Genomic DNA, 12,298 nt, shown 5'->3' with positions numbered 1-12,298 from the left:
GCCAATGGCCCGCTCCCGCGCGCTGAAAACGTTGTTTTCCTTGGGCTGTCTGCATTTTCCGCCGCACCGGAAGGTTGGAATATTCCGGTCGGCAGCAAGGCTTTCGAAAGTTTATCTTTCCTTTTTGCTGGTTTTCTTGGTTTCGCGGCGTCGGCCCGCGCCGCACACTGAAAACCAGGCAAATGGGGAAGCCGCAAATGGGGAAGCCCAAGTGACGACAGCCTTCATCACCGGAGCGACGAGCGGCATGGGACGGGCGATGGCGATCGCGCTGAGCGACGCCGGCTACGACGTCTATGCGGCCGGCCGCAGCCAGGCGGCGCTGAAAGACCTGCAGGCCGAGCGCCCGGGCATCGTCCCCATCGCCGTCGACGTCACCGATCGTGAGGCGCTGGAAGCGGTGCTGGCGGATCTCACCATCGATGTGCTGATCAACAATGCCGGCATCATGCCGCCGCTCGGCAATTTCGCCGACATGAAGATCGCCGACATCGACACCACGCTGGAGGTGAACCTCAGCGCGGCGATCCTGCTCACCCGCCTCGTCGTGCCGCAGATGCGCGAGCGGCAGTCGGGCCACATATTGTTCACCGGCTCCGTCGCGGGCCACGCCGCATTCTCCAACATTGCCGTCTATGCGGCCACCAAGGCTGCGATCTCCGGCTTTGCCGCCGCGCTGCGCGCCGACCTCTCCCCGTCCGGCGTGCGCGTCACCGAGATCGTCGCCGGCCGTGTCGAGACGCAGCTCTACCAGGACATCCTCGACGCCAAGGCGCGCGCCGCCATGTACGCCAGCAAGGTGGTGCAGCCCGACGACGTGGCCCGGATGGTCGTCGCGGTGCTCGCGCTGCCGGCATGGGCCGACGTCACCCGTTTCGACATCATGCCGACCTGGCCGACCTCGCCCAGCGGCACCAAGTAGGGAAAACTGCAATGAAGGATCTTTCCGTTCTGATCGTTGGTGGCGGCGCCGGCCTCGGCGCGCTCCTGGCCAAGATGGCTGTCGAGGCCGGGGCGGCAAAGATCGGCATCATCGACATCAACCAGCAGGCCGCGGAGGGCGCGCTCGAACCGGCGAAGGCTAAGGGCCTGCCGACCGCGGCGGCGACTGGCGACATCCAGGTCGGTCCGCAATGCCACGCCGCCTTCGACGCCATCGTGGCCAAGCTCGGGCGCGTCGACACGCTGATCAACTGCGCCGCCATCTATCCGCGTCGGCCGCTGCTCGAGATCACCGACGCCGAGTGGGACGCCTCAAACGGCATCAACATCAAGGGCACCTACCATATGATGGTGGCGGCAGTCCGCCATATGCAGGCGCAAGAGCCGAAGGATCATGTGCGCGGGCGGATCGTGAACCTGACCTCGGTCGACGCCTTCAAGGCGCATCCGCAGAACGCCCACTATGCTGCAACGAAGGCAGCCGTCGTCAGCCTGACGCGGTCCTTCGCGCACTATGCCGCCAAGGACGGCATCCTGGTGAACTCCGTGGCGCCGGCCGGCATGGCCACCGAGAAGGCCAAGGCACTCGGCTTCCTCGAGGAACTGGCCAAGGCAAGTCCGCTCGGCCGTGGCGCCGAGCCCACCGAGATCGCCGAATGGGTACTGATGACCGGCGGCCCGAAGAACACCTACATGACCGGAGAAAACGTAATCGTTTCAGGCGGTTACATCTACGCATAGCGTCCCGGCGGCCTGGCGCCGCTGGACATATGGCAGTGCATGATCGACGGAGCTCGAACGAAGGAGGCGGAATTACCATGACCGGCAAGCTTCGCCTTCCTTCGCTGAATGCGCTTCGCGTCTTCCACGCCGTCGCGCAGCACAAGAGCTTCCGGCAGGCGGCCGACGAGCTCCTGGTCACGCCGCAGGCGGTCGGGCAGCAGATCAAGCTGCTGGAAGACACGCTTCAGGTGACGCTGTTCGAGCGCAGGGGCCGGTCCATCGAATTGACCGAGTCGGCGATCCTGCTCTCGCACTACGTCAAGGCGGGCTTCGACGAGTTCTCCGAAGGCGTGCGCCGCGTCACCAAGTCGAACTACCGCGACCGCATCAACCTCAATGCGAGCCCGTATTTCGCGACGCATTACCTGCTGCCAAGGCTTTCGCTGTTCCGCGAGATGCTGCCGGGAGCGGACCTGCGCCTGACCACGATGGTCGACCTGCCCGACTTCGGCCGCGACGATATCGATATGACGGTACAGTGGGGCTACGGCAACTGGCCCGACTACGAGGTCACGCTGCTGGTGCCTGACCCGAAGATTATCTGCTGCACGCCGGCGATCGGCGAGAAGATCAAGTCGGCCCACGACCTGACGCGTTTCACGCTGCTCGACACGGTCAAGTCGAAGCGCCTGTGGCCGGACATATTGCGGCACCTCGGCGTGGAGCTGACCGACGGCGACCGCAGCATCAGCTTCGACGACGCGGCGACGATGCGCCGTGCGACCTTGCAGGGCATCGGCGTCGGCCTCGTCTCCGTCATCGACGCCGAGGAGGATTTTCGCTCCGGCGCGCTGGTCGCGCCGATCGGCCGCGACGCCATCGCCGATATGAAGCCGGAAGAAGTCCCGGGCTTCTACCTCGTCGTCCCGCGTGGGCATCTGCGTGTGAAGGCTGTGGCCGCGCTCCATCGATGGCTAGCCCAGGAGGATTGGCGCAGCGACCTCAAGATCTCCTTGCCGAAACCGACCCCGCTTTCCGACTGACAAGCGGCTTAGAGACCGAGCTCCGAAAGGCATCCTACGGGCTCCAACAACAAGAAACGGAACAACCTCAACAGTGGAGACAATCAAAATGAAAATGATCAAATGGGGGGCCGCCGCTATGGCCCTGGGCCTCGTTCATCTGGCCGCACCCGCTGAAGCCGCCGGCGGCAAGACGCTCGAAACCGTCAAGGCGCGCGGCGTGCTCAACTGCACCGGCCATGACGGCTCCTATCTCGGCTTTGCCGAGGTGGACGATAAGGGCAACTGGAAGGGCATGGACATCGACCTCTGCAAGGCGGTGGCCACGGCCGTGTTCGGCGATCCGGCGAAGCTGAAGATCGTTCCGATCAGCTGGGCGCAGCGCTGGCCGTCGCTCCAGTCGGGCGACGTCGACATCATCATCAAGGCCTCGGGCGGCACGCTCAGCCGCGACACCGAGCTCGGCCTGCAATTCTCCATGTCCTATTACCTCGGAACCACCAAGGTGATGGCGCATAAGGAGCTGAACCTGAAGTCGCTCAAGGACGCCAATGGTGGCACGATCTGCATCCCCGCCGGCACCTCGCAGGAGCAGCAGGTCGCCGCCTACGCCCAGAAGCTCGGCATCAAGCTCGAGCCGGTGCTGATCGAAAAGACCGAAGAGCTGGAACAAGCCTATTTCTCCGGCCGCTGCGATCTCTATGCGCAGTGGGGTCCGACGCTGGCCATCGCCCGCATCGCCAAGAGCAAGGTCGAAGATCATGTGATCCTGCCCGACGTGCTCGCGGTCGAGCCCGAGGTGATGATCATGCGCCAAGGCGACGACAACTGGGTGGACATCGCCAACTGGACGCTGAGCACCCTGATCTTCGCCGAGCAGGAAGGCATCACCTCCAAGAATGTCGACGAGATCAAGGCCAAGCCGACCTCGCCGCAGGTGGCGAAATTCCTCGGCGTCACGCCGGGCATGGGCAAGGGTCTCGGGCTTTCCGACGACTGGGCCTACAACGTCATCAAGAAGGTCGGCAATTACGGCGAGATCTTCGATCGCGATCTCGGCAAGGATTCGCCCTACAAGATGGATCGCGAGCTGACCAACCTGTGGAACAATGGCGGCGTCCTGTTCCCGCTGGTGATCGATTGATCCCCTTGGTGATCGACTGATCCGCGTCTGAAGTTATCCTGCTCTGGGCTCCGCTTGGCTTGCGCCGGGCGGAGCCGGCAGCAATTCGAGAAAGATAGGTCGATGGTCAGCCTGCTGAGAAATCAGAAGGTCCGCAACGCGCTGTTGCAGGTTCTCTATGTCGGCGCGCTTACGGCGCTTGTGCTCGCCGGCGTGGTCATCGCCCGGCGCAACCTTGCCGAGCAAGGGATCACCTCCGGCTTCGACTTCCTCTACAAGTCAACGGGCTGGGACGTGAACTTCTCGCTGCTGCCCGCCACGGCCAACGATCCCTATTGGTGGTTCTTCCTCATCGGCATCATCAACACGCTGTTCCTCGGCACCGTCGGGCTGATGCTGGCGACGCTGGTCGGAACGATCGTCGGCCTGGCACGAACGTCCTCGAACGAATTGGCGCGGCTGCTTGGCCGCACCTATGTCGATATTTTCCGCAACATCCCGCTGATCCTCCAGGTCTTCTTCTGGTACGCCGTCATCACGCACCTGCCGACGCCGCGCGCCGCGCATGAGGCATTCGGCATGCTGCTGACCAGCCGCGGCCTCTACTTGCCGATCCCCAATGTCGGGGCCATCGCGTTTGCGGCGGCGATACTTGCCGTGATCGCGGCAATCGCGCTTCCCGTCTGGCTGGGCAGGACGTCGCGCCTTAGCCGACCATTCGGCGAGCGGCTCGGCATTCAACTGGCCGCGGCGGCGACGGCGCTGGCCGCCGCCGCCGTCATCCTGGCGCTCGGTCGCTTGCCGGACCTGCCACTTCTCGACTTCCCCGCCTTGCAAGGCCTGAATCTCAAGGGAGGCCTGCGTATTCCGCCGGAGTTTTCCGCGCTGGCGATCGCCATCGCCATCTATGGCGGTTCCTACATCGCCGAGATCGTGCGCGGCGGCTTCAAGGCGGTGGGCAAAGGCCAGATGGAAGCGGCGCTTTCGCTGGGCTTGAGCCCCTGGCGCGTGTTCACGCTTGTGCGGTTGCCGCTGGCGCTGCGCGCCATGCTGCCGATCCTCGCCAACCAGTATGTCTGGCTGATGAAGGCGACGACCATGGGCATCGCCGTCGGCTTCACCGATTTCTTCATGATCGTGGCGCTGACCATCAACCATTCCGGCCAGACGCTGGAAACCATCGGCATCCTGATGGCGGGTTTCCTCGCCATCAACCTCAGCCTTGCCGCCATCTTCAACCGCATCAACAAAGCCATTGCCCTGAAGGGCAATCAACTGAGGGCGTGAGAGATGGAGATGGTCGTTGTCGCTCCCCCTGCCCCGGGAAAGGTCGAAGACCTGAAGCGCCGCTTCTTCGCGACGCCGCTCCAGGCGCTGCTGTCGCTGATCTCGCTGGCGATCCTGGCTTTCGTCGTCTGGAAGCTGCTCAACTGGGCGGTCTTCTCGGCCGTTTTCACGACGAGCGGCGGACCGGAGGCCTGCCAGGCGGCGGCCGGCGCCTGCTGGTCGGTCATCGCGGCAAGGTGGCGCATCATCCTCTTCGGCCTCTATCCCTTCGAGGAGCAATGGCGCTCCGCACTTGCCTGTGTGGCCGTCGTGGTGATGACGGTGCTGAGCTGCATCCCGGCCTTCTGGACGGGCCGCCGCATCGCGTTCGTCTGGGGAGCAGGCACGGCCCTCTATTATATGCTGATGAAGGGCGGCGTGCTTGGACTGCCTTATGTCGGCGAGGAAGCCTGGGGCGGCCTGGCGCTGACCCTCTTCATCTTCGTCACCACCTGCCTGATCGGCTTCCCGCTGGCGATCTGCCTAGCTCTGCTGCGGCGCTCGGAGCTTCCCTGGATATCGCGGACCACCGCGCTCATCATCGACGGGGTCCGATCGCTGCCGCTGATCTCGATCCTGTTCACCTTCGCCATCGTCCTGCCCTTCGCGCTGCCGCAATGGCTGGTGGGCGACAAGCTCTATCGGGTCATCCTCGGCTCCGCCCTGTTCTTCTCGGCCTACCAGGCCGAGATCGTGCGGGGCGGCATGCAAGGGGTGCCGGCGGGACAGGAAGAAGCCGCCATGGCTCTCGGCATGAGCTACTGGCAGCGCATCGGCCGCATCCTTCTGCCGCAGGCTATGCGCAACGCGCTGCCGGCGACGATCAACCAGTTCGTGATCTCGTTCAAGGAAACCTCGCTGGTGGTCATCGTCGGCTTCTTCGAGATCCTGGCCTCCGGCAACGCCGCCTACGGCACCGGCGAATGGCGCTTCGCCTATGTCGAGGTCTACGCCTTTATCGCCTTCATCTACTTCGTCTTCGTCTTCAGCCTGTCCCGCTACGGCGCCTTCCTCGAGCGCCGCATGTCGGTCGGCGAACGGTGAGGAGGCGGTAGACATGAATCCGGGCAAAGCTTCCGGACCGGCGGTCCGCATCGAAAACCTCGACAAACACTACGGGACATTCCATGCGCTGCGGAAGGTGAACCTGTCCGTCGGGCGGGGCGAAAGGATCGTCGTCTGCGGTCCTTCCGGCTCCGGCAAGTCCACCATGATCCGCTGCATCAACCGGCTCGAGCAGCACGATGGCGGCCGCATCACTGTGCTCGGTACCGAGCTCAACGACGATGTCGCCAACATCGACGGGATCAGGCGCGAAGTCGGCATGGTGTTCCAGCACTTCAACCTGTTCCCGCATATGACGGTGCTGGAGAACTGCATGATCGCGCCGATGATCGTGCGCAAGCTGCCGCGCGCGGAAGCGGAGACAACTGCCCGGCGCTATCTTGAGAAGGTCCGCATCCCCGAGCAGGCGATGAAGTTTCCCGGCCAGCTCTCCGGCGGCCAGCAGCAGCGTGTGGCGATTGCGCGGGCGCTTTGCATGCAGCCGCAGATCATGCTTTTCGACGAGCCGACCTCGGCGCTCGATCCGGAAATGATATCGGAGGTGCTGGACGTGATGGTGACGCTCGCCTCCGACGGCATGACGATGATCTGCGTCACGCATGAGATGGGCTTTGCGCGGCGTGTCGCCGACCGGGTGGTCTTCATGGACGGCGGAGAGATCGTCGAGGAGGCGCCGCCGGAGGAGTTCTTCACCTCTTGCCGGAACGAGCGCACGCGACAATTCCTGTCGCAGGTCCTGGGTCATTGAGCCGTACGGCCTTACTGTCTATACGCGGCTCATCCACATCTCAGGTACCCAGATGGCTGATCTCGTTATCGCATTGCAGGCAATCCTCGGGCCGAAAGGCTGGCTTTCCGGTGGTGATGCCGAGCCCTACCACCGCGATTGGCTCAACCGCTATGGCGTAGCGCCTCTTGGGATTGCCAGGCCTGCCAGCGCCGCGGAGGTGGCGGCAGTCGTAAACATATGCAGGGAGGCAGGCGTGGCGGTGATCCCGCAAGGCGGGAACACCGGCCTGTGCGGCGGCGCCGTCGCCGATCGGGCGAACGCGGCGATCGTCTCGCTCTCACGCATGACGGCGATCGGCGAACCGGAGCCGGAGAGCGGATCGATCATCGTCGACGCGGGCGTCGTGCTTGCCGCGCTGCATGAGGCGCTGGAACCGCATGGCCTGATGTTTCCGATGCATCTCGGGGCCGAAGGCAGCGCCAGGATCGGCGGCCTGATCGGCACCAATGCCGGCGGCAGCCAGGCGTTTCGCTTCGGCATGATGCAGGATCTGGTGCTCGGCCTCGAGGTCGTGATGCCGGACGGCACGGTGTGGGACGGTCTTCGCGCCGTGCAGAAGGACAATGCCGGCTATCAGCTGCGCAAGCTGTTCTGCGGTTCGGAAGGCACGCTCGGCATCGTGACGCGCGCCGTGCTTCGGCTCTATCCCACGCCAAAGCAGCAGGCGAGCGCGCTCTTGGTGATGTCCGACTTCGCCGCCGCCGTGTCCTTCGGCGCCTTCCTGCGCGGCGAGGCCGGAGAATTCCTGGCCGGCCTCGAGTTCTTTTCGGATGTCGGCCTGACGCTCGCGCTCAAGCATCTGCCGGATCTTGCCTATCAGCTGGAGACGAGGGGCGACGTCTATCTGCTCGTCGAAGTGGCGTCGGGCTCGACGCGCGTCCCTCTCGACGAGATCCTGGCTTCGGCGCTGGAATGGGGCATGGAGCAAGGCCTGGTCGTGGATGGCGCGCTGGCCAATTCGGGCGCGCAACGGGCGCAGTTCTGGCGGCTGCGCGAGGAGCAGCCGGAGGGCCAGCGGCTGGAGGGCGAGCAGCTCAAGCACGACATCTCCGTGCCGCCGGGCGCGATCGCGCGCTTCATCGAGGCCGGCGCGAAACTATGCCACGACATTCTTCCCGGCGTGCGGATCAACCCGTTCGGCCATCTCGGCGACGGCAACATCCACTACAATCTGTCGCCGCCGGAAGGCCGCGCCGATTTCGACGGCAAGGCTGGGGCATTCGCCGAGGCGCTGGCTGCCTTAGCCACCGACATGGGCGGCAGCTTTGCCGCCGAGCATGGGCTCGGCCGCGCCAAGATCGCCATGGCCGACCGTAACCGCGGCTCCACCGAGCGTAGCCTGATGGCGCGGCTCAAACGCGCATTCGATCCGCAGGCTACGATGAACCCCGGTGTTCTGGTGCGGATTCCATAGCAAAGAAAAACTTTCGTATGGATCGCATTTCTTGATTTCGCGCCGGCCCGCCGCGGTGCAGGTATAGTTGCAAGGGCAGGCCCGGTCCGCTTGCCGCCAGCTTTAAGAGGATGTCGAAGCATGGTCCGCAATGGCGGTCGCCTTCTTGTCGAGTGCCTCATTGCCTTGGGTGCCGCCAAGAGCTTTGGCGTTCCCGGCGAGAGCTATCTGGCCGTCCTCGACGCGCTGCACGATACCCATGGCAAGCTCGACTACGTGCTTTGCCGCAACGAAGGCGGCGCGGCCTTCATGGCTTCCGCCTATGGCAAGCTGACGGGCACACCGGGCATCTGCTTCGTGACGCGTGGCCCCGGCGTGACCAATGCCAGCATCGGCGTCCACACCGCCATGCAGGACTCCTCGCCCATGATCCTCTTCGTCGGCCAGGTCGGCACCGACATGAAAGGCCGCGAAGCCTTCCAGGAGATCGATTACCGGGCGGTCTACGGGACCGTCGCAAAATGGGCGGTCGAGATCGACGACGTTGCGCGACTTCCCGAGATCGTAGCGCGCGCCTGGACCACCGCCTTGACCGGCCGGCCCGGCCCCGTCGTCGTCGCGCTGCCCGAAGACATGCTGACGACCATGACCGAGGCCGCGCCGCTCAGCGGCCCTGCTTCGATTTTCGAAGCCGCTCCGTCGCGGGATGCCGTCGCGGCGGCGCTTGAGATGCTGGCTGCGGCAGAGAAGCCGGTGCTGCTCATGGGTGGCGCCAACTGGACGACCGATGGACGCGCCGCGCTCCAGGCCTTCGCCGAGGCTTCAGACATCCCTGTGGTTGCCGCGTTCCGCTACCAGGACCAGTTCGACAACCATTCGCCGGTGTTCGTCGGCGAAGCCGGCGTCGGCATGGTGGCGCATGTCAAGACGCTGATCCGCGATGCGGACGTGATCCTGGCCGTCAATGTCCGCTTCGGCGAGATGACGACGGACGGCTACACGCTGCTCGACGTTCCGGTGCCGCGCCAGAAGCTGATCCATGCGCACGGCTCCGACCGCGAGATCGGCAAGATCTATGTGCCCGCGATCGGCATCCACGCCGGCCCGAACACTTTCGCCAAGGCCCTGACACCGGTGAAGGGTGGCTGGGCCGACTGGCGCGCGGCGGCGCGCAAGGCCTATGAAGGCGCCTTCGCGGCACCCGTACAGCCCGGCCCGGTCGACATGGTCGCGGTCAGCGCCTGGCTGCGCGAGACCTTGCCGGCCGACGTCATCCTCACCAACGGCGCCGGCAATTTCACCGTATGGCCGAACAAGTTCTTCAAGTTCGGACCGCAGGCGCGGCTGCTCGCGCCGCAATCCGGCGCCATGGGCTACGGCCTGCCGGCGGCAGTCGCCGCGAAGGTCGCCTATCCGGACCGTACTGTCGTCTGCTTTGCCGGCGACGGCGACTTTCAGATGAATTGCCAGGAGCTCGGCACCGCCATGCAGGCCGGCGCGCAGCCGATCGTGCTCATCATCAACAACGGCATTTACGGTACGATCCGCGCGCATCAGGAACGCAACTATCCGGCCCGCGTCTCCGGCACCTCGCTGGAAAACCCGGACTTCGTGGCGCTGGCAAAGGCCTATGGTTTTCACGCCGAGCGCGTCGAATCGACCGGGGATTTCGCCGCCGCCTTCGATCGGGCGCTCGCCTCGACAACGGGCGCGGTCCTCGACATCGCCATCTCGCCCGAAGCGCTCACGCCCCGGCAAACCCTTTCCCAGATGCGCGACGCCGCGCTTGCTTCGCAGAAGGCCAAGGCATGACCTCCAGATCAGACGACATCCGTCTCGGCGCCGACATTGGCGGCACCTTCACCGACATCGCGCTCGATGTCAGGGGAACGATGTTTTCGACCAAGGTGCTGACCAATTATGCGGCGCCCGAGCAGGCGATCCTCGACGGTATCGACGTGGTGATCCGCGATGCCGGAATTTCTGCAGCCGAGATCGGCATCATCATCCACGGCACGACGCTCGCCACCAACGCGCTGATCGAGCGGCGCGGCGCCCGGACAGCGCTGATCACGACCGAAGGTTTTCGCGACGTGATCGAGATGCGGACGGAGAACCGCTTCGAGCAGTATGACTTGAACCTGCAACTGCCGACGCCGCTGATCCCGCGCGAGGACCGCTTCACGGTCAGGGGCCGCATCGGCGCCGAGGGGCAGGAGCTGCAGCCGCTCGACGAGGCCGCGCTCGAGGAGATCGCCGACCGGGTCGCTGCCGGCAATTTCGGTTCGGTGGCGATCGGCTTCATCCACGCCTACGCCAACCCCGACCACGAGCGCCGAGCGCGCCAGATCCTCGCTCGCAAACTCACCATCCCGATTTCGATCAGCGCCGAGGTCTCGCCGCAGATGCGCGAGTTCGAGCGCTTCAACACGGTCTGCGCCAACGCCTATGTACGGCCGCAGATGGCTGACTACCTCGCCCGCCTGCAGACGCGGCTGAAGGACATGGGCGCCGACTGCCCGGTCTTCATGATCCATTCGGGCGGCGGCCTGATCTCGGTCGAAACCGCTTCGGAATTCCCGGTTCGCCTGGTCGAATCCGGTCCTGCGGGAGGCGCCATTTTCGCCGCCGACATCGCCCGGTGCTTCGGGCTCGAAAAGGTCGTCTCCTATGACATGGGCGGCACCACCGCCAAGATCTGCCTGATCGAGGATTTTGCGCCGCGCACGGCGCGGACCTTCGAAGTGGCCCGCACCTACCGCTTTTCGAAGGGCTCGGGCATGCCGATCTCCATCCCGGTGATCGAGATGATCGAGATCGGCGCCGGCGGCGGCTCGATCGCCTGGGTCGACGCCATGGGCCGCATCCAGACCGGACCGGAAAGCGCCGGCTCTGAACCCGGCCCCGCCTGCTACGGCCGCGGCGGCAAGCGTCCGGCGATCACCGACGCCGACCTCGTGCTCGGCAAGCTCGACCCCGACAATTTCGCCGGCGGCGCGATCAAGCTCGACACCGCCGCGTCCGAGCAGGCGATCCTGCGCGATGTCGGCGAGCGCCTGTCGCTGAATGCCATCGCGACCGCCTTCGGCATCTGCGAGGTGGTGGACGAGAACATGGCGAATGCCGCCCGCGTCCACGCCGTCGAAAACGGCAAGAACATATCCGACAATCTGATGATCGCCTTTGGTGGCGCAGCACCCCTCCACGCCGCAAGGCTTTGCGAAAAGCTTGGGATCGACCAATGCATCGTGCCGCGCGGCGCCGGCGTCGGGTCGGCGATCGGCTTCCTCAAGGCGCCGTTCGGCTACGAAGCCTTGGCGTCGAAGCTGACGCGCCTGTCGCGCTTCAAGCCGGCCGAAGTCAACGCACTCCTCGCCGACCTCAAAGCCTCCGCCGAGGGTTTCGTGCGCACCGGTGCCAGCGGAAAAATCGTCTGCGAGATCACCGCCTTCATGCGCTATGCCGGTCAGGGCTGGGAAATCCCCGTGCCGCTGGCGGACGAACCGTTCGGCGACGATGCCGTGGCCAGACTCAAGGAGCTGTTCGAGGCGAACTACCAGCGCTTCTTCGGCCGCGCCATCGAAGGCCTTGACGGCTTGGAGATCGAGATCGTCACCTGGTCGGTCAAGGCGACGGATGTTCGACCCGCCGTTGCGAGGCACGAGCTGACCAAAGGCAAAAAGACGAACGAGCCGACAACGACGCGCGAGGTCTTTGACCCTGTCAGCGGCGCCTCGCGAACCTATGGTATCGTCGAGCGCGACAGGCTCTGCGCCGGCGATCGCGTGGTCGGTCCAGCAGTCATTGTGGAGCGCGAGACGTCCACCGTCGTCACCACCAGCTTCGACGCCGTCATCCAGAGCGAAGGCGCAATACTCCTGATCCGCAAAGGCAGCCAGGCATGAGCGACCCAG

The 12,298-nt window shown here is 64.9% G+C and carries 10 protein-coding genes; all 10 read left to right on the top strand.

What is annotated here, in order from left to right; genetic code table 11:
* Positions 1–211 precede the first annotated feature (211 nt).
* The 10 genes from FJ417_RS28295 (at position 212) to FJ417_RS28250 (ending at position 12,289) form a co-directional block, all read left to right on the top strand.
* The gene (locus FJ417_RS28295) at positions 212–922 is read left to right on the top strand and encodes an SDR family oxidoreductase (RefSeq protein WP_140654351.1); all 711 of its coding nucleotides are present in this window, start codon (positions 212–214) and stop codon (positions 920–922) included.
* 11 nt (positions 923–933) lie between these two features.
* Entirely contained in the window at positions 934–1,683 is a 750-nt protein-coding gene (locus tag FJ417_RS28290) for an SDR family oxidoreductase (RefSeq protein ID WP_140654349.1), read from the top strand.
* A gap of 77 nt (positions 1,684–1,760) precedes the next feature.
* On the top strand, positions 1,761–2,708 hold the full coding sequence (locus FJ417_RS28285; protein ID WP_140654347.1) for a LysR substrate-binding domain-containing protein: 948 nt from the start codon (positions 1,761–1,763) through the stop codon (positions 2,706–2,708).
* A gap of 88 nt (positions 2,709–2,796) precedes the next feature.
* On the top strand, positions 2,797–3,831 hold the full coding sequence (locus tag FJ417_RS28280; protein ID WP_140654345.1) for an amino acid ABC transporter substrate-binding protein: 1,035 nt from the start codon (positions 2,797–2,799) through the stop codon (positions 3,829–3,831).
* A gap of 102 nt (positions 3,832–3,933) precedes the next feature.
* Positions 3,934–5,097 (top strand): ABC transporter permease subunit, encoded by a 1,164-nt coding sequence (locus FJ417_RS28275; RefSeq protein ID WP_140785713.1) that lies wholly within the window; start codon positions 3,934–3,936, stop codon positions 5,095–5,097.
* Positions 5,098–5,100: 3 nt separating this feature from the next.
* Positions 5,101–6,180 (top strand): amino acid ABC transporter permease, encoded by a 1,080-nt coding sequence (locus tag FJ417_RS28270; protein ID WP_140785712.1) that lies wholly within the window; start codon positions 5,101–5,103, stop codon positions 6,178–6,180.
* Positions 6,181–6,193: 13 nt separating this feature from the next.
* Positions 6,194–6,949, top strand: coding sequence for an amino acid ABC transporter ATP-binding protein (locus tag FJ417_RS28265; protein ID WP_140709475.1), 756 nt, complete (start codon positions 6,194–6,196; stop codon positions 6,947–6,949).
* A gap of 52 nt (positions 6,950–7,001) precedes the next feature.
* Positions 7,002–8,405, top strand: a complete 1,404-nt coding sequence (locus FJ417_RS28260; RefSeq protein WP_140709473.1) for an FAD-binding oxidoreductase — start codon at positions 7,002–7,004, stop codon at positions 8,403–8,405.
* Between the two features lie 120 nt (positions 8,406–8,525).
* Positions 8,526–10,196: a thiamine pyrophosphate-binding protein gene (locus FJ417_RS28255; RefSeq protein WP_140785711.1), complete on the top strand. Its 1,671-nt coding sequence runs from the start codon at positions 8,526–8,528 to the stop codon at positions 10,194–10,196.
* Entirely contained in the window at positions 10,193–12,289 is a 2,097-nt protein-coding gene (locus FJ417_RS28250) for a hydantoinase/oxoprolinase family protein (protein WP_140785710.1), read from the top strand. Before FJ417_RS28255 ends, FJ417_RS28250 begins: the two co-directional genes overlap by 4 nt.
* Positions 12,290–12,298 lie beyond the last annotated feature (9 nt).

The organism is Mesorhizobium sp. B3-1-7 (assembly GCF_006439385.1).
Taxonomy (GTDB): Bacteria; Pseudomonadota; Alphaproteobacteria; order Rhizobiales; family Rhizobiaceae; genus Mesorhizobium.
This window is presented reverse-complemented; position numbering and strand designations above follow the sequence as displayed.

Excerpts from the sequence above, each read along its gene's own strand:
- FJ417_RS28290 (WP_140654349.1), top strand. The coding sequence starts at position 934 with ATGAAGGATCTTTCCGTTCTGATCGTTGGTGGCGGCGCCGGCCTCGGC.
- FJ417_RS28275 (WP_140785713.1), top strand. The coding sequence starts at position 3,934 with ATGGTCAGCCTGCTGAGAAATCAGAAGGTCCGCAACGCGCTGTTGCAG.
- FJ417_RS28285 (WP_140654347.1), top strand. The coding sequence starts at position 1,761 with ATGACCGGCAAGCTTCGCCTTCCTTCGCTGAATGCGCTTCGCGTCTTC.
- FJ417_RS28250 (WP_140785710.1), top strand. The coding sequence starts at position 10,193 with ATGACCTCCAGATCAGACGACATCCGTCTCGGCGCCGACATTGGCGGC.
- FJ417_RS28255 (WP_140785711.1), top strand. The coding sequence starts at position 8,526 with ATGGTCCGCAATGGCGGTCGCCTTCTTGTCGAGTGCCTCATTGCCTTG.
- FJ417_RS28260 (WP_140709473.1), top strand. The coding sequence starts at position 7,002 with ATGGCTGATCTCGTTATCGCATTGCAGGCAATCCTCGGGCCGAAAGGC.
- FJ417_RS28280 (WP_140654345.1), top strand. The coding sequence starts at position 2,797 with ATGAAAATGATCAAATGGGGGGCCGCCGCTATGGCCCTGGGCCTCGTT.
- FJ417_RS28270 (WP_140785712.1), top strand. The coding sequence starts at position 5,101 with ATGGAGATGGTCGTTGTCGCTCCCCCTGCCCCGGGAAAGGTCGAAGAC.
- FJ417_RS28265 (WP_140709475.1), top strand. The coding sequence starts at position 6,194 with ATGAATCCGGGCAAAGCTTCCGGACCGGCGGTCCGCATCGAAAACCTC.